Origin of the sequence: Janthinobacterium sp., from assembly GCF_031995485.1 — a bacterium.
Taxonomy (GTDB): domain Bacteria; phylum Pseudomonadota; class Gammaproteobacteria; order Burkholderiales; family Burkholderiaceae_D; genus Janthinobacterium.
Genome location: NZ_DAMAGB010000037.1, coordinates 54,901 through 70,964, shown reverse-complemented (window position 1 = coordinate 70,964; position 16,064 = coordinate 54,901). Strand labels below are relative to the sequence as shown.

Sequence of the window (16,064 nt, the reverse complement as noted above, 5' to 3'; positions counted from 1 at the left end):
GGCCTGCAGGCGTTTTACCTGCGCCGCTGGCGCCTTGGCGCTTTTCAGCAGCGCCAGCGCGCTGCGCGCCCCGTCCAGGTCGCATTGCTGCGCCAGCACGGTGGCTGCCTGCACCTGTTCGGCCACGCTGGCCGGCTTGTCGTCCGGCTTGTTGACAAACCAGATCCCCACCAGCGCAGCGGCCGCCAGCAGCCACGTGCGCAGCCGCACGGGCGGACGCGGCGGAGGCACGGAGCGGGCCACGGCAGGTTTCTTGGGCGCCGGCTTTTCGAGTACCGGTTTTTCCGGCGCCGGTGCCGCTTCGGCGGCAGGCGCCGGCGCAGGAGGCGTGACAACGGGCGGCACCGGGCGCCACTGCGATGGCACCGGCGGCGGCATGGCGGCAGCGGATGCTGGCGCTGGCACGGCCATGACGGGCTCCGGCACGGCCGGCGCCTGCTGCGCCGTGCCGCAAAACGGGCAATACGCCACGCGCAGCGGCAATTGCTTGCCGCACGCGGGATTGATACAACGATCGTTTACTGGTTCAAGCACGTTCCTACCTTTTTTGACATCCATCGTGGCGAACGCTGCGGCCAATGCTGTCGCCAGATCCCGGCTGCGCTCCCTTGCAATATTACCCTACAGCTGCGTCTACACCGCACGGCGACAGTGTTCTCGCGGCATTTGACACGCATCAAGCGGCTTCGTACCGAGGCTCCTAAGCTGCTACTACCGCCCACGCCAGGCACCTACAAGGAGCATGCCATGCCAGCCCACCTGATTATCGAAGACGGCCAGCCCTGGTGGTGGGACAGCGCCGATATCTGGGTGGTGCCCGGCAGCGATCCGAATGGCGCGCCTGGCGCCCCGATTGCCGGCACCAGCAACTATTTGTGGGGGCGCGTGCACAATACGGGCAATAGCGCCTCGAACGGCGTGCGGGTCGATTTTTACTGGGCCGATCCGTCCGGGCAGATCGCGGTCGGCTTTGCCACCAAGGTCGGCTCGGCCTTTGCCGACCTGGCGCCCGGCGCCACCCAGGAAGTGCTGTGCCTGGTGCCGTGGTTCCCCGTGATTGTCAATGGCGGCCACGAATGCCTGCTGGCCGTGGCGCAGGGTGCGGGCGACATCAATCCGCTGCCCGACCCCTTGCCGAGCGGCTATGCATTCCAGCCCTTGCAGCACGAACAGATCGCCCAGCGCAACGTGACGGTAGTACAGGCGGCGCGGCGCGCGCAAATGCTGGCCATCAGCGTGGCGGCGCTGCCGCGCCAGGCCAGGCAGGTCGTGCTGCAACTCGAGCACGGCGGCGAATTGCCCGAACGCCTGCTGGCCACGCTGCGACTGGACAAGTGGCAGCCCGCGAAGGAAGCCAGGGTCGAAGCCGGCCTGGCGCGCACGCCGTACTGCGACAGCGACCATCCGGGCGAGCAGAAGCTGGAAGTGGCGGTGCCGCGCGGCCAGGCCATGCCGGTTTACCTGAGCATACGCGCAGACGAACTGCCGCAGCAAGAATATGCGCTGCTGCGCGTGCTGGAAACCGAGGACGGCAAGGTGGTGGGCGGCGTCACGTATGTGCTGATCAGTGCCGACGAAAAAGGTAGCGAACACGCAAGCAACGAGGAGTACGCATCATGAGCGACACCCCCATGCAGGTGCTGACGCGGCCGTTCGCAATCGAGCCCGTCACCAATATCATGATGCCCGACGGCATCTTCGACAATGCGCTCTTTCATCTGCGCATTGCGGCGCACATCACCAATATGTCCGGTACGGCGCTGACGAACGTAACGGTCTACCTGGAAAGCGTGGGCGACCCCGGCATCGTGCCGGTGGCGCGCACCTTTTTCTTTGCCAGCATCCCGGCCGGCGCTGCCATGCTGGTGATGTGGGACGCCAACTTCCAGCATGCGGCGCCCGGCAAGCGCCTGGTCAGCTTTGTCGCCAAGGCCGACGGCCACACGCCGCGCCGCTCGATCCAGCAGATCTTCGTGTCGCAAACCCGCTTCGACAGCGCCACCAATACCTATACCTGCGCGATCGAGGAAGGCACGCTGACCTTGTCGAAACCGCAAGGCCATCTACCCGGCAAGACCTGGGGCGGCAGCGGCGACGGCAAGGAATGCCGCTGCCCGCCGGGCCTGGGGCCGGTAGTGCCAACCGGCATGACGCTGGTGTGGACGCCGAACCCGGCCTACGCAGGCGTGCATGGCGAACTGCCATTTTCCGATCCGTGGTGGAAGGTGCTCGCCATTATCATCGCCATTATCGCCGCGCTGGTGGCGATTATCGCGGCGGCGCAAGGCGCGGGCCAGGCCAGCTTCAGCGTGGGCGGCGAGTTCGAGGAAACCGATCCCAGCGTCGACTGCTGCTCGCTGGAAGGGGCCGGCTCGGGCGAGCCGGAATTTACGGTGGCGGGCGTGGCGTCGGCCATCGCCTCGGGCGCAATCGCTGTCGCCTGTTCCGACGCGGCCGATCCATTCTGGCGCGGCCAGGAAGCCACGCCGCCGGCCGCCGGCGAGTTCACGCTGGGCGAAAGGGTGGTGGCACAATGGGTGCTGCCGGAAGCGCCGAACGCCGGCAGGCCCTATACGGCCGATGTCAAATGGACCTACGAGCGCTTTACCACGGGCGGCACTTACCAGCATGCGGTCAGCGAGACCCAGGTCAATATCCATGTAGCCGGGCCGGTCGAGACCGATACCCCGGCCGTGGTGCAGGCTTTCGAGCCGCTATGGGTGCGCGCCAGCTTCCGGCGCGACAATGACACCGTCTTCCGCGGCAATGAACTGTATGCCTTCGTACTGTTCCAGGCGCCGCAGGGGCTGTATTTTGTCGAGCCGCTGGTGGACGATGGCCTGGGCTTCGACCCCGGTGCCAACGATGGCGTGTATGCGGCCAGCCTGGACCTGAAACGGGCCTACCGCCTGCTGCTGAAATATGGCCAGCAGGTTTATGGCAACTGGCGCGTGTTCATGTTTGCCCAGGACGTCAACCTGACCAAGCCTGGCACCCCGCCCGAAATCGCCGCGCAGCATATCGGCGGCATGTTCGTCGCCAGCGCCATCGAACTGACGTTCGATCCCAGTCTGCCGTGTCCGCTCAAGGCGCAGGCGAATATTCTGGTGGTGTAAATCAATAACTGTGTTGGCTTGGGCTGGCGGTGGTGTCGGGTTACGCCCTGCGACAATCGAGGCGCTGGCGCAGGTCGGATTAGCGGCGCAGCCGCGTAATCCGACAACAGTGTTGGCCCGGGCCTGGGCCGGTGGTGGTGTCGGATTACGCGTTCCGCTAATCCGACCTACGGCTATCGCTTCAAGCCTTCACGACATCCACTTTTGCGATCACCGTTTTCGGCACGATCTCCGTCTCCGGGCACGACGCGAGCGCATCGGAGTATTCGAGCCAGCGCTTCAGGCTGTCCATGCGGCGGATGGTGATGCCTTTGCCATTGATATAGCCGATCTGCTCGAAATTGGCGGGGCTGGTGGTCATTTTCGAGACTGTGGGTGCATTCTCGACCAGGCGGTCGTAGGCCTTGCGCGCCTTGTGCTCCCACTTGGCCAGCACGGGGTCGTCGAAGCGGTTGCTCTCGAAATACACGGTGACGGTACGGTCGTGGTTGGCGAAGCCGACAATGGCGGCTCCCTTGCGTATCGTCATCAAGACATCTTCCTTGACGCCCGTGACGGGCACCAGCAGGGCCGCGCGGCCATCGGTGTCGGGCCGTTCCATCGGGATATCTTGTCCAATCAAGCTCATCGCAGCACTCTTAACATTACTCTGTTGATGTCGCCCTGACACCGGAGGCGGCAGGGCGTTTTACAAATAATACATTGCCCTCCAGCACTGCACAAGGTAATCAGGAGCCGGCTGGCAAGGAACTGCATGCACACCACTGCCCTCCTCCCGATGGGGAATGGCGGCACGGGTAGCCAGCGCCTTATAATGCGCAGTTCTCCCCACCCGCACGCTTGCCACCATGACGCTCCCAGACAATGACACCAGCCGGCTTGACGCCATCAGCGCCGCCGCCACCGAAGTGGCCGCGCAAAACGTGGCCGACCTGCTGGCCATGGCCATCTGCCACCGGCCCGACGAACCGGCGCTGGTCGTCTGCGACAAGCGCAGCTGGCTCAATGTGGTGCTGGCCGACGCCTATCGCCAGGCCTTGCCCGATGCGGCCTTCATCGATTTCGATGACGTTACGCCCGAAACCGTGCTGGCCGCATTTGCCGACATGCCGGCCGGCAGTCTGGTGGTGCTGATCCAGTCCACCAGTTTCCGCCTGGAAGCATTCCGCATTCGCATCGAACTGTTCAAGCGGGGCCTGAAAGTGATCGAGCACGTGCATCTGTCGCGCATGCCGGGCGTGCAGGGCCTGCACTACATCGCTTCGCTGGCCTACGACCCGGCCTACTACCGCGGCGTCGGCCACGAACTGAAGGCACGCATCGACCGTGCCCGCCATGGCATGGTCGACAGCGGCGGCGAGCAGCTGGTGTTCGCCTCGCCATTCGAATCGGCCAAGCTCAATATCGGCGACTACAGCGGCATGAACAATATCGGCGGCCAGTTCCCGCTCGGCGAAGTGTTTACCGAAGCGCAAGACCTCGAAGCGGTCAATGGAAGGGTGCGCATCTTCGTGTTTGGCGATACCAAATTCATGGTCAACCGTCCCGATACGCCAATTACCCTGATTATCGAAAAAGGCCGCGTGGCGGGCACGGAAAACGCCACGCCCGAGTTCCTGGAAATGCTGGAAATTATCCGCGCCCATGAAGGCGACGTGTGGGTACGCGAACTGGGCTTCGGCATGAACCGCGCTTTTTCACGCGAGCAGCTGGTCAACGATATCGGCACCTATGAGCGCATGTGCGGCATCCACCTGTCGCTGGGCGCCAAGCATGGCGTCTACGCCAAGCCGCAATTCAAGCGCAAGGATGCGCGCTACCACGTCGATATCTTTGCCGTCACCGAAGCGGTCTACCTCGACGGCGAGCGCGTCTACGCCGACGGTGCCTGGCAAGTCTGACCTGTCCCTCCCCTGCCGGGTGATGTTACCGCCTGGCAGCGACCTGTTTCCCCGCCTTGCCACTTGCTCCTTCCGCCTGCTTTGCCACGCAAACAGCGCGGAAATGTCGCCTTCTGCATGGATATTCAACATTCTTGCAACATTTTAATATCAAAATTACATATTAATTAAATAAAAAGAATACAGTGGAAACCAGTTGCGATATATTCGGCGCTCCGCAGCATTGACACCCATCCGGCATTCAATTGCTGGCCCCCACGACGGGCCGGCAGGACAGCTGCGTCCGACATAAACGCTATCTACGACATCTGGAGAATTTTGGAATGCCCTCTTTTATCAACAACATGAACATCGGCAAACGTTTGCTGCTGGGTTTTGCCATCGTGCTGCTGTGTTCCTTGTTGGCAATCGGCATCGGTATCGCGCGCCTGAGCGCAGTGGCCGAATCGACGCGCCACCTGCTCGACGAGCCATTGGCCAGCGAGCGCTATATCAGCGACTGGTACCGCAACGTGTATGCCGGCATCCGCCGCAGCCTGGCGATTGCCAAAAGCAGCGACAATTCGCTGGCCGACTTCTTTGCCGCCGAAGTCGTCGAATCGACCAACGGCTCGTCGGCGCTGCAAAAGCTGATCGAACCGGCCATCAATACGCCGGAAGAGAAACAGATCTGGACTGAATTGATGGCCTTGCGCAAGCAATACCTGGCATCGCGCGACGAAGTGTTTGCCTTGAAGAAGCAGGGTGAGATCGAACAGGCCTCGACCCTGGTCGACAACAAATATGCGCCGATCGCCCGCAACTACGCCGACAAGATCAAGCAGTTGCTGCAATACGAGCGCGACGACATCAACCTGCGCGCGGCCGAGATCCAGCAGATTTATGAAACCAGCCGCAACCTGATGCTGGCACTGACAGTGCTGATGGTGCTGTTCGTGTTTGTCTGCGCCGCGCTGCTGGCCAAATCGATCACGGCGCCGCTGGCCAAGGCAGTGCAGCTGGCACGCCAGGTGGCCGATGGCGACCTGACCTCCACCGTGACGAGCAGCGCGCGCGATGAAGCGGGGCAATTGCTGCGCGCGCTGGGCGAAATGAATGGCAAGCTGTCCGGCATGGTCAGCGAGGTGCGCGGCTCGAGCGACACCATCAACACGGCCTCGCAGGAAATTGCGGCCGGCAATGCCGACCTGTCGAGCCGCACCGAGTCGCAGGCCAGTTCGCTGGAAGAAACGGCCAGTTCGATGGAAGAGCTGACCTCCACCGTGCGGCAGAATGCCGACAATGCGCGCCAGGCCAATCAGCTGGTGATCTCGGCCAGCAGCGTGGCTGGACGCGGCGGCAGCGTGGTCGAGCAGGTGGTCACCACCATGAATGGCATCAAGGACAGCTCGCGCAAGATCGCCGACATTATCGGCGTGATCGACGGCATCGCCTTCCAGACCAATATCCTGGCGCTGAACGCGGCGGTGGAAGCGGCGCGCGCCGGCGAACAGGGGCGCGGTTTTGCCGTGGTCGCCACGGAAGTACGCAACCTGGCCCAGCGCTCGGCCGGCGCGGCCAAGGAAATCAAGACGCTGATCGGCGACTCGGTGGCGCAGATCGACCAGGGCGGCGCGCTGGTCGATGAAGCGGGCAGGACCATGGAAGAAGTCGTCAACAGCGTGCGCCAGGTGGCCGATATCATGGCCGAGATCACGGCCGCGAGCGCCGAGCAAAGCGCCGGCATCGAGCAGGTCAATATGGCGATCACGCAGATGGACCAGATGACGCAGCAGAACGCGGCGCTGGTCGAGCAATCGGCTGCGGCGGCTGAAAGCATGCAGCAGCAGGCCGGCGCGCTGGCGCAGGCGATGCAAGTGTTCAAGACCGGCACGCTGGCGACCAGCACGCCGCGCCTGGCGCCGCCGAAGGCCGAACGCGAGCGCCTGCGTATCGCCTAGGTTTGGTCAAACTGCAAGATACCGGCCGCCGCCAGCTCGCGGTCCCAGCTGGGCGCCGGCTGGTACTCAAGCACCAGGAAGTCGATCAGCGCGCGCACCTTGGGCGACAGCTGGCGGCTGGCCGGATACAGCGCACTTAGATAATTGAGAGGCAGCGCCCAGTCGGCGAGCACCGGCACCAGGCTGCCGTCGAGCAAGGCCCGCCAGGCCAGGAACGTGGTGCTGTAGACGATGCCCAGCCCGCGCTGTGCGGCCTGCTGCAGCACCAGGCCGTTATTGGCCGTAAAGCCGGCCTGCACGCGCACGCTCACCTCTTCCAGATCTTCTCCCTGCCCTCTCTGAAAATGCCAGTTGGTGCCATCGGTCAGATGGCTGAAATGCAGGCACTGATGGTTCAGAAGATCTTGCGGCGTTTGCGGCACGCCGTGTTGCGCCAGATACGCGGGACTGGCGCACAGCACCGCGCGGCACGGCGCCAGCGGACGCATGGCCAGCGCGCTGCTGTCCGGAATGCCGCCCACGCGGATGGTCAAATCAAAACCGTGGCGTATCGGGTCGAGCAGCGCGTCGTCGACAAACAGTTCGGCGCGCAGTTGCGGATGCAGCAGGCTGAAACGGGCCACGGCGTCGGCCAGCCAGGCGCTGCCAAAGCTCGATGGCGCCTGGATGCGCAGCGGTCCGGCCAGCGGCGCGCCCGTTTGCACCATCTGCGCCACCGAGCGTGCCGCCTCCTGCGCCTGGCTGACGGTGGCCATGCAGGGCGCCAGGTACGCGCGGCCCGCATCGGTCAGGCTCACTTCGCGCGTGGAGCGGTGCAGCAGCCGTGCGTTCAGCCGTACTTCCAGCTGCATGATGGTCTTGCTGACCATGGCGCGCGACAGGCCCAGGCGCTGGCCGGCCAGCGTAAAACTGCGCTGGCGCGCCACCTCGACAAAAATCTCCATCGCTTGCAATTGATCCATGTCAAAGATTGTCTGCGTTTTGGCGACAATCTGTCAACCGATGATCGATTGTTTGCCATCCCAGCCCGTCCTACAATGGCGCCTTCCATTCATTTCCATTTATTTCCGGAGCCGCCGCCATGCTGACACCTGACCAAAAAGAACACTATCAACGCGACGGCTACCTGGTGCTGCCTGACTTCAAAAGCCTCGACGAGATCGCCGCCCTGCGTGCGCGTGCCGAGCAGATTGTCAACGAATTCGACCCGAGCCTGAGCCAGTCCATCTTCACCACGCGCGACCAGGTCAAGAACAGCAACGATTATTTCCTCGCCTCCGACAACACCATCCGCTGCTTCTTTGAAGAAGAAGCGTTTGGCGCGGACGGCCAGCTGAAGCAAGCCAAATCGCTGTCGATCAACAAGATCGGCCATGCCATGCACGACCTGGACCCCGTGTTCCGATCCTTTTCCGCCGACCCGAAACTGGCGCAGGTGGCGCGCGACCTGGGCCTGGCGCAGGCGCAGGTATGGCAATCGATGTATATCTTCAAGCAGCCCGGCATCGGCGGCGAAGTGCGCTGGCACCAGGACGCCACCTATTTTGAAACCACGCCGATCAGCGTGACCACTTTCTGGTTCGCGCTGGAAGATGCCACGCTCGACAACGGCTGCCTGTGGGCCGAACCGGGCGGCCATCGCGGCCCGCTGCGCGAGCGCTTTATCCGCGAAGGCGACGCCGTGCGCGTGGAAAAACTCGACGCCATGCCATGGCCCGACGACAGCACCGCCGTGCCGCTGGAAGTGAAAGCGGGCGCGCTGGTCTGCTTCCACGGCCTGCTGCCGCACTACAGCGCGCCGAACCGCTCGCCCGTCTCGCGCCATGCCTATACCCTGCACGCCACCGACGGCCAGACCGAATACGCCAAACATAACTGGATACAGCGCGACGCGTCGTTCCCGGTGCGGGGTTTCGAGTAATGCGCATCCAGATTTTTGCGCCGCAGTGGGGCAATAACGAGCTGCCAGCGGCCGTGTTGATCGACAAGGTGCTGGCAGCCGGCTTCGACGGCATCGAGATGTCGCTGCCGCTGGACGCAGCGCTGCGTGAGGAATGGACCGGCCGCATCGCCGACGCCGGCCTGGCGCTGATCGCCGCGCAATGGGAAACCGTGTTCCACAGCGATTTTGCGCAGCACCGCGCCGCGCTGGCAGAACTGCTGGAGAACGCCTGCCTGGCGCGCCCGGTGCTGGTCAACACCCACACCGGCAAGGATTACTATACGCAGGCGCAGAACGCGGAGCTGATCGCTCTGGCCGCCGCCATCTCGGAACAACACGGCGTACCCATCGTGCATGAAATCCACCGCAGCCGTTTCAGCGGCCACCCGATGCTGCTGATGCCTTACCTGGAGCAGTACCCGGACTTGGCGCTGACGGCCGACCTGTCGCACTGGTGCTGTTCCTGCGAGTCGCTGCTGGCCGACCAGCCGCACACGCTGGCGCGCACCCTGCCCCATGTGCGCCATGTCCATGCGCGCGTGGGCCATGCGCAGGGACCGCAGGTGGCCGATTTTCGCGCGCCGGAAGCCAAGGATGCGCTCGACGCGCACCTGGCCTGGTGGGATACGGTGGTGGGCTTGCGCCGCGCGGCCGGCGCCGAGCTGCTGACATTCACGCCCGAATTCGGCCCGGCACCGTATCTGCAAACGCTGCCGTACACGCAGCAGCCGGTCGCCGATGCATGGGAACAGAACGTGGCGATGCTGCAGCTGCTGCGCGCGCGCTATGCTGACGCCTGAGCAAAGTTCGCCTGCACGAAGTCGATGAATGCGCGCAGCGGCGCCGGCAGATGGCGCCGGCCCGCATAGTATAAAAACGGGCCGGGAAACGGCATCGCCCAGTCCTGCAGCACCGGCTGCAGCTGGCCCGCATCGATATGCGGCTGCAGCCACTCCTCGAACAGATACACCAGTCCATGGCCGGCGATGGCCATGCTGACCGCAAAATCGAAGGCCGTCGGCGTGACGATAAGCGGGCCGCCCGGCTCCACGCTCACCTTCTGGCCGTCGCGCTCGAACTCCCACGGCGGAATCGCGCCGCTCAAGAATTTCCCCAGCAGGCAGGCATGCTGCAGCAGTTCGCGCGGATGCGTGGGCACGCCGCGCCGCGCCAGGTAGGACGGCGACCCCGCCACCGCGAAGCGCTGCGTGCGCGGGCCGATCGGGATCGCGATCATGTCCTGTTCCAGCCGCTCGCCATAGCGGATGCCGGCGTCGCAACCACTGGCGACGACATCGACAAAATTATTGTCGACCACCAGTTCCACCCTGATCTGCGGATAGGCGCGCAAAAACTGGTCGACCATCGGCTCCAGAAAAAAACGCGCCGCGCTGACCGGCACGTTCAGGCGCAAGCTGCCGCGCGGGCTGTCGCGCAAGTCGTTCAGCACATCGAGCGCGCTGGCCACTTCATCGAGCGCCGGGCGCAAACGCGCCAGCAGCAGCGCGCCGGCAGCCGTCGGCGTCACGCTGCGCGTGGTGCGCTCGAGCAGGCGGATGCCCAGCTGCTGCTCCAGCCGGCGCAGCGCCTCGCTCAAGGCCGACGCCGACTGGCCGCTGGCGCGCCCCGCCTGGCGAAAGCCACGGTGCTGCGCCACTAGGGCAAAAGTGGCCAGGTCGGCCATCGAAGCAGTATCGGCATTCATGGGGACTTTCATTGTGCGAAATTGTGTACAACCCGTGCAGTATTACTGCGATTATCAAGCAATGCAATTGCCACTACCATGGGTGCTCCAGTCATCCACCACCACACAGGAGCTTCCATGACCACCTATTCCCCTGCCCTGCACCAGTTCACGCCCGCCGGTTCCGATCTCGTGTTCAACCGCGTCGGTTACGGCGCCATGCAACTGGCCGGGCCGCATGTGTGGGGTCCGCCGAAGGATCGCGCCGCCGCTGTCGCCGTGCTGCGCGAAGCGATTGAACTGGGCGTCAACCATATCGACACCTCGGACTTCTACGGCCCGCACATCACCAACCAGATCATCCGCGAAGCGCTGCATCCGTACCGCGACGGTTTGACCATCGTCACCAAGATCGGCTTCGTGCGCGGCGCCGACCAGTCCTGGCTGCCGGCCGCCTCGCCGCAGCAGCTGCGCGACGCGGTGCACGACAACCTGCGCAACCTGGGCCTCGATGTGCTGGACGTGGTCAACCTGCGCGCGCCGGGCCTGGAAGGTCCCGATGGCTCGTCGATTGCGGAGTCGCTGGCCACGCTGGTGCAGCTGCAACAAGAGGGCCTGGTGCGCCATATCGGCGTGTCGAATGTCGATGCCGGCCAGGTAGCCGAGGCGCAGCGGATCACGCCGATTGTCTGCGTGCAGAACCACTACAACCTGGCGCACCGCGCGGACGACGCGCTGATCGACGCGCTGGCCGCGCAGGGCATCGCCTATGTGCCGTTCTTCCCGCTGGGAGGATTTTCGCCGCTGCAGTCCGATACCCTGAGCCAGGTGGCGGCAAGCGCCCGGGCCACCACCATGCAGGTGGCGCTGGCCTGGCTGCTGCAGCGCGCAGCGAACATGCTGGTGATCCCGGGCACCTCGTCGGTGGCGCATCTGCGCGAAAATGTGGACGCTGGCGCTCTGACACTGGACGCAACAGCGCTGGCGGCATTGAACGCCATGTAAGCCATGGACGGAGAGGTCGCTTGCAATTGAGTAGTGCGCTATATATACTGTGCGGATGGATACCAACAACCCCCTGCACCAGGTGCCGCGCCTGGACAGCCAGCTGTGCTTTGCGCTGTACTCGACCTCGCTGGCGATGAACAAGCTGTACCGCAAGCTCTTGCGCAAGCTGGGCCTGACCTACTCGCAATATCTGGTGATGATGGTGTTGTGGGAACGCGACGGCTTGACGGTGTCGGAAGTGGGCGAGCGCCTGTTTCTCGATTCGGCTACCTTGACGCCGCTGCTCAAGCGCATGGAACAGGCTGGCCTGCTCAGCCGCGCGCGCGCCGCCAGCGACGAGCGCCAGGTGATCATCACGCTGACGGAGGCCGGCAGCGCACTGCGCGAGCAGGCCGCGCTGCTGCCCGAAGCCATCCTGACGGCCAGCCAGTGCAGCGTGGCGCAAGTGGTAGATATGAAACAGCAGCTCGATCAATTGCGCGCCAGCCTGATGAAAAGTGAGTAAAAACAGCGATACGCCGAGCAAAATCCGGCGTATCCGGCTTTCCACATTGCCGGGCAAAAGCCGGCCCGGAAAGCGCCTATCTTTATTACAAAACGATACAAGCAGCACGCCTCCCTGCGTTTAGAATAGTCGCCACTATTTCTTTAAAACAATATCAGGGTGAGTATGCGCATACCTTTCGGCTCCGTGGCCTCGTTGGCTCTCTGCTTTACCGTTTCCGCCTTTGCCGCCGAACCATTCGACGACAAATTCCGCCAGCTCGAAGAACTGCTGCCCACCCCGAACACCTACCGCACCGCCTCCGGCGCGCCGGGCCACGCCTACTGGCAGCAGCGCGCCGACTACACCATCCGCGCCACGCTCGACGAAGCGAAACGCGAAATCGCCGGCAGCGGCACCATCACCTACCATAACCGGTCGCCCGACACGCTCGGCTACCTGTGGGTGCAACTGGACCAGAACATCTACAAGCCCGACTCCGACGCGCGCCGCATGGCCACCGCGCCATCGCGCCAGGCCTGGGCCAGGACGGCGGGCGAAGAGACGATGAAATTCGAAGGCCTGCGCGGCACGCTGGCGCGCGGCGACTTCCAGGGCGGCTTCAATATCCGCGCACTGAAAGGCGCCGATGGCCAGCCTTTGAAATACGTTATCAACCGCACCATGATGCGCATCGACCTGCCGCAGCCGCTGAAACCGGGCCAGGACTTCGTGTTCCAGGTCGACTGGGACTACCGCATCAACGAGCAGAAGGTGCTGGGCGGGCGCGCCGGCTTTGAGTATTTTGAAGAGGACAAGAACGCGCTGTTCGAGGTGGCCCAGTGGTTCCCGCGCATGGCCGCCTATTACGACGCGGCCGGCTGGCAGCACAAGCAGTTCCTCGGCTCGGGCGAGTTCACGCTGGAGTTCGGCGACTACGACGTGCAGCTGACGGTGCCGGCCGACCATGTGGTGGCCTCGACGGGCGAACTGCAAAATCCGCAGGACGTGCTCTCGGCCGCCCAGCGCGAGCGCCTGGAAAAAGCCCGCACCAGCGACAAGCCGGTGATTATCGTCACGCAAAAAGAGGCCGAAGCGGCGGAAAAATCGGTCAGCCGCGCGCAGAAGACCTGGCATTTCAAGGCGAGCAATGTGCGCGATTTCGCCTGGGCGTCGAGCCGCAAGTTCATCTGGGATGCACAGGGCTACAGCAAGGGCGGCAGCAAGCTGATGGCGATGTCCTACTATCCGAAGGAAGGCAATCCGCTGTGGGAAAAATACAGCACGCAGGCCATCGTGCATACCATCGAGCAGTACAACAAGTACAGCATCGACTATCCGTATCCGACCGCGATCTCCGTCAACGGCCCGGTGGGCGGCATGGAATACCCGATGATCTCGTTCAACGGTCCGCGCCCGGTCAAGGATAAAAAAACTGGCGAGCTGACCTACTCGAAGCGCACCAAGTATGGCCTGATCGGCGTGATCATCCACGAAGTGGGCCACAACTACTACCCGATGATTATCAACTCGGACGAGCGCCAGTGGACCTGGATGGACGAAGGGCTGAACACCTTCGTGCAGTACCTGGCGCAGCAGGCGTGGGAAGAGCATTATCCGGCTTCGCGTGGCGAGCCGCGCGAGATCGTCGACTACATGCGTTCGCGCGACCAGGTGCCGATCATGACCAACTCGGAGTCCCTGCTGCAGTTCGGCAACAACGCCTATGCCAAGCCGGCGGCGGGCCTGAACATCCTGCGCGAAACCATCCTGGGCCGCGAGCTGTTCGACTACGCCTTCAAGGAATATGCGCAGCGCTGGAAGTTCAAGCGCCCGACCCCGGCCGACTTCTTCCGCACCATGGAAGACGCGTCGGGCACGGACCTGGACTGGTTCTGGCGCGGCTGGTTCTATACCACCGACCCGGTCGACATCAGCATCGACGGCATCAGCGAATATGGCGTGAGCTCGAAAAATCCGGAAACGGAAAAAGCCTGGAAAAAGGCGCAGAAGGCGGCCCAGCCGGAGTCGGTCACCGACCGCGCCAACAAGGGCATGCCGCGCCGCGTCGACGCGCATCCGGAACTGAAGGATTTCTACAACGAGCACGACGATTATACGGTCACCAACAAGGACCGCAACGCGTATGCAGAAACGCTGGCCAGCCTGGAGCCGTGGGAAAAAGACCTGCTGAAACAGGGCAAGCATCTGTACCTGGTCGACTTGTCCAACCTGGGCGGCATGGTGATGCCCTTGATCCTCGAGATCGAACTGAAAAGCGGCAAGAAGTACATCGAGCGCGTGCCGGCCGAAGTGTGGCGCTACTCGCCGAAAAAGATCACCAAGGTCGTCATTACCGACGAACCGATGGTGGGCCTGGTGCAGGATCCGTATTGGGAAACGGCCGATATCGACACCAGCAACAACGCCTGGCCGCGCAAGGTGACGCCATCGCGCCTGGAACTGTTCAAGAGCGAGAAGTCGCCCAAGGATAACCTGATGCGCGACTTCAATACGCCGTTGAAAGCCAAGGGCGCACCTGGCGGCAAGGACAGCGAATCGTGATCCTGCGGCGCCTCTGCGCGATGGCCATGCTGGCCCTGGCCGGCACGGCTGCGAACGCCCATAACTACCATATGGGCATCGCCGACATCAGCTACAACGCGGCCAGCGGCAGCACCGAGATCGTGCATACCTACACCGGCCACGACGTCGAGGCGCTGCTGACCCAGGTCTACCAGCGCCAGTTCGACCTGGGCCAGAAAGACAGCGAAGCGGCACTGCGCCGCTATGTCGACAAGCAGTTCTATATCGTCGGCGCGAACGGCAAGCGATTGCGCCTGGAGTGGGTCGGCATCAAGGTCAATGCCGACAATGTGGTGATCTTCCAGGAGATCGAACGCACGCGCCTGGCGCCCGGCGCGCGCATCCACCACCAGCTGCTGACGGATTTTTTGCCCAGCCAGCGCAATACCCTCAATGTGCAGGATGGCGAGAAGATCCAGACGCTGTTCTTTGACCAGAAAAACGTCGAATTGCCGGTAAAATAATTGTGTACCCCAACGTCAAAATGCCGGGGTCGGACCCTGAGGGTCCGACCCCAGTTTCTGACCTTGGGTGAAAAACGCCGTTCCATCAACACCTCGATATCAAGAAAACCCGGCATCCTGTCACACGATTGACCTGCAGGCCTTAAAATGCCTGCCTGGACAACCTGATAGCGGCCGCCTGGCGGCCGGCACCGACATGAGCACTGCCGCACCGATCTTCAACGACCCATCCCGACTCACCGCTGCCTTGCGCGACGACGGCTATGCCGTGCTGCGCCCGCAGGACGTGGCGGCGCTGGCCGGCTGCACGCTGGACGCGCTGCGCGCGCTGGAACCGAGCTGGAACGACCTCGCGCTCGACAATTACCTCAAGGATGGCGGGCGTTACCGCCGCCGGCGCCACTCCTGCTTCGTGCAGGACGGCGGCGAGCTGGCGCAAACGCCGCACCGCGCGCACTGGCAGCCGGTCGAATACAACGCCCTGCACGGCGGCATGTACCGCCTGTTCGAGCCCGTCGAGCCGGCGATTGTGGCGCAGGCGGCCTGGCACCAGCTGATTGTCGCGCTGGGCAATGCCTGCTCGCAGGTGAAAGGTGCGCAGCCGTGGTTTATCGAAGCGCACCAGTTCCGCATCGACACCACCGACGGCATCGGCCGCCCCACGCCGGAAGGCGCGCACCGCGACGGCGTCGATTTCGTCGCCGTGCTGCTGATAGGCCGCGAGTCCATCAAGGGCGGCGAGACGCGCATCTTCGAGGCCGATGGCCCGAACGGCAAGCGCTTCACCCTGACCGAGCCGTGGTCGCTGCTGCTGCTCGACGACGCTGCCGTGATCCACGAGTCGACGCCGATCCAGCCGGTGGGTGCGGCGGGCCACCGCGACACGCTGGTGCTGACCTACCGCGCCGCCTGCTTCCAGGGCGAAAACTAACAGACTGT

At 63.6% G+C, this 16,064-nt stretch carries 14 protein-coding genes and 1 pseudogene; 11 read left to right on the top strand and 4 right to left on the bottom strand.

From position 1 onward, the window contains the following. Positions 1 to 534 (bottom strand): annotated as a pseudogene (locus RTQ46_RS19180) (hypothetical protein); the annotation flags it as partial. Between the two features lie 213 nt (positions 535 to 747). On the opposite strand from RTQ46_RS19180, the gene RTQ46_RS19175 reads away from it, so the two are divergent. Next, positions 748 to 1,620 (top strand): hypothetical protein, encoded by an 873-nt coding sequence (locus RTQ46_RS19175; RefSeq protein ID WP_312439103.1) that lies wholly within the window; start codon positions 748 to 750, stop codon positions 1,618 to 1,620. After that, a complete protein-coding gene (locus RTQ46_RS19170) occupies positions 1,617 to 3,116 on the top strand; it encodes a choice-of-anchor X domain-containing protein (RefSeq protein ID WP_312439101.1) in 1,500 nt (499 codons plus the stop codon). The genes RTQ46_RS19175 and RTQ46_RS19170 overlap by 4 nt, the downstream gene beginning before the upstream one ends. A gap of 181 nt (positions 3,117 to 3,297) precedes the next feature. On the opposite strand, the gene RTQ46_RS19165 is transcribed toward RTQ46_RS19170, so the two are convergent. Then, complete coding sequence (locus tag RTQ46_RS19165; RefSeq protein ID WP_409518354.1) at positions 3,298 to 3,717, bottom strand: hypothetical protein; 420 nt, start codon at positions 3,715 to 3,717, stop codon at positions 3,298 to 3,300. A 247-nt stretch (positions 3,718 to 3,964) separates the two neighbouring features. Between RTQ46_RS19165 and RTQ46_RS19160 the strand changes: the two genes are divergently transcribed. Further along, entirely contained in the window at positions 3,965 to 5,017 is a 1,053-nt protein-coding gene (locus RTQ46_RS19160; protein WP_312439098.1) for a hypothetical protein, read from the top strand. Between the two features lie 323 nt (positions 5,018 to 5,340). Beyond that, entirely contained in the window at positions 5,341 to 6,957 is a 1,617-nt protein-coding gene (locus RTQ46_RS19155) for a methyl-accepting chemotaxis protein (RefSeq protein ID WP_312439097.1), read from the top strand. Here the strand turns inward: RTQ46_RS19155 and RTQ46_RS19150 are convergent. Next, complete coding sequence (locus RTQ46_RS19150) at positions 6,954 to 7,919, bottom strand: LysR family transcriptional regulator (RefSeq protein ID WP_312439095.1); 966 nt, start codon at positions 7,917 to 7,919, stop codon at positions 6,954 to 6,956. The two genes, RTQ46_RS19155 and RTQ46_RS19150, sit on opposite strands and share 4 nt — an antisense overlap. 119 nt (positions 7,920 to 8,038) lie before the next feature. Here RTQ46_RS19150 and RTQ46_RS19145 point away from each other — a divergent pair, with 119 nt between their 5' ends. Continuing rightward, entirely contained in the window at positions 8,039 to 8,878 is an 840-nt protein-coding gene (locus tag RTQ46_RS19145; protein WP_312439094.1) for a phytanoyl-CoA dioxygenase family protein, read from the top strand. Beyond that, positions 8,878 to 9,699, top strand: a complete 822-nt coding sequence (locus RTQ46_RS19140) for a sugar phosphate isomerase/epimerase (RefSeq protein ID WP_312439092.1) — start codon at positions 8,878 to 8,880, stop codon at positions 9,697 to 9,699. The genes RTQ46_RS19145 and RTQ46_RS19140 overlap by 1 nt, the downstream gene beginning before the upstream one ends. On the opposite strand, the gene RTQ46_RS19135 is transcribed toward RTQ46_RS19140, so the two are convergent. Then, on the bottom strand, positions 9,684 to 10,604 hold the full coding sequence (locus RTQ46_RS19135; protein WP_312439090.1) for a LysR family transcriptional regulator: 921 nt from the start codon (positions 10,602 to 10,604) through the stop codon (positions 9,684 to 9,686). The genes RTQ46_RS19140 and RTQ46_RS19135 overlap by 16 nt on opposite strands. Before the next feature lie 117 nt (positions 10,605 to 10,721). On the opposite strand from RTQ46_RS19135, the gene RTQ46_RS19130 reads away from it, so the two are divergent. From RTQ46_RS19130 to RTQ46_RS19110, 5 genes are all read left to right on the top strand, one after another. Then, on the top strand, positions 10,722 to 11,588 hold the full coding sequence (locus RTQ46_RS19130; RefSeq protein ID WP_312439088.1) for an oxidoreductase: 867 nt from the start codon (positions 10,722 to 10,724) through the stop codon (positions 11,586 to 11,588). 55 nt (positions 11,589 to 11,643) lie between these two features. After that, the gene (locus RTQ46_RS19125) at positions 11,644 to 12,096 is read left to right on the top strand and encodes a MarR family transcriptional regulator (protein WP_312439086.1); all 453 of its coding nucleotides are present in this window, start codon (positions 11,644 to 11,646) and stop codon (positions 12,094 to 12,096) included. 165 nt (positions 12,097 to 12,261) lie between these two features. Further along, on the top strand, positions 12,262 to 14,640 hold the full coding sequence (locus RTQ46_RS19120; protein ID WP_312439085.1) for a M1 family metallopeptidase: 2,379 nt from the start codon (positions 12,262 to 12,264) through the stop codon (positions 14,638 to 14,640). Further along, a complete protein-coding gene (locus tag RTQ46_RS19115; protein WP_312439082.1) occupies positions 14,637 to 15,125 on the top strand; it encodes a DUF6702 family protein in 489 nt (162 codons plus the stop codon). Before RTQ46_RS19120 ends, RTQ46_RS19115 begins: the two co-directional genes overlap by 4 nt. Positions 15,126 to 15,321: 196 nt before the next feature. Beyond that, positions 15,322 to 16,056 carry a 2OG-Fe dioxygenase family protein gene (locus RTQ46_RS19110; protein ID WP_312439080.1) on the top strand — a complete coding sequence of 245 codons (735 nt, stop codon included), beginning with the start codon at positions 15,322 to 15,324 and terminating at the stop codon, positions 16,054 to 16,056. The last annotated feature ends 8 nt before the right edge of the window (positions 16,057 to 16,064 follow it).

What these genes read in the sequence shown, in the direction of transcription:
- RTQ46_RS19175 (WP_312439103.1), top strand. Translation starts at nt 748, where the DNA reads ATGCCAGCCCACCTGATTATCGAAGACGGCCAGCCCTGGTGGTGGGAC.
- RTQ46_RS19170 (WP_312439101.1), top strand. Translation starts at nt 1,617, where the DNA reads ATGAGCGACACCCCCATGCAGGTGCTGACGCGGCCGTTCGCAATCGAG.
- RTQ46_RS19165 (WP_409518354.1), bottom strand. Translation starts at nt 3,717, where the DNA reads ATGGAACGGCCCGACACCGATGGCCGCGCGGCCCTGCTGGTGCCCGTC.
- RTQ46_RS19160 (WP_312439098.1), top strand. Translation starts at nt 3,965, where the DNA reads ATGACGCTCCCAGACAATGACACCAGCCGGCTTGACGCCATCAGCGCC.
- RTQ46_RS19155 (WP_312439097.1), top strand. Translation starts at nt 5,341, where the DNA reads ATGCCCTCTTTTATCAACAACATGAACATCGGCAAACGTTTGCTGCTG.
- RTQ46_RS19150 (WP_312439095.1), bottom strand. Translation starts at nt 7,919, where the DNA reads ATGGATCAATTGCAAGCGATGGAGATTTTTGTCGAGGTGGCGCGCCAG.
- RTQ46_RS19145 (WP_312439094.1), top strand. Translation starts at nt 8,039, where the DNA reads ATGCTGACACCTGACCAAAAAGAACACTATCAACGCGACGGCTACCTG.
- RTQ46_RS19140 (WP_312439092.1), top strand. Translation starts at nt 8,878, where the DNA reads ATGCGCATCCAGATTTTTGCGCCGCAGTGGGGCAATAACGAGCTGCCA.
- RTQ46_RS19135 (WP_312439090.1), bottom strand. Translation starts at nt 10,604, where the DNA reads ATGAATGCCGATACTGCTTCGATGGCCGACCTGGCCACTTTTGCCCTA.
- RTQ46_RS19130 (WP_312439088.1), top strand. Translation starts at nt 10,722, where the DNA reads ATGACCACCTATTCCCCTGCCCTGCACCAGTTCACGCCCGCCGGTTCC.
- RTQ46_RS19125 (WP_312439086.1), top strand. Translation starts at nt 11,644, where the DNA reads ATGGATACCAACAACCCCCTGCACCAGGTGCCGCGCCTGGACAGCCAG.
- RTQ46_RS19120 (WP_312439085.1), top strand. Translation starts at nt 12,262, where the DNA reads ATGCGCATACCTTTCGGCTCCGTGGCCTCGTTGGCTCTCTGCTTTACC.
- RTQ46_RS19110 (WP_312439080.1), top strand. Translation starts at nt 15,322, where the DNA reads ATGAGCACTGCCGCACCGATCTTCAACGACCCATCCCGACTCACCGCT.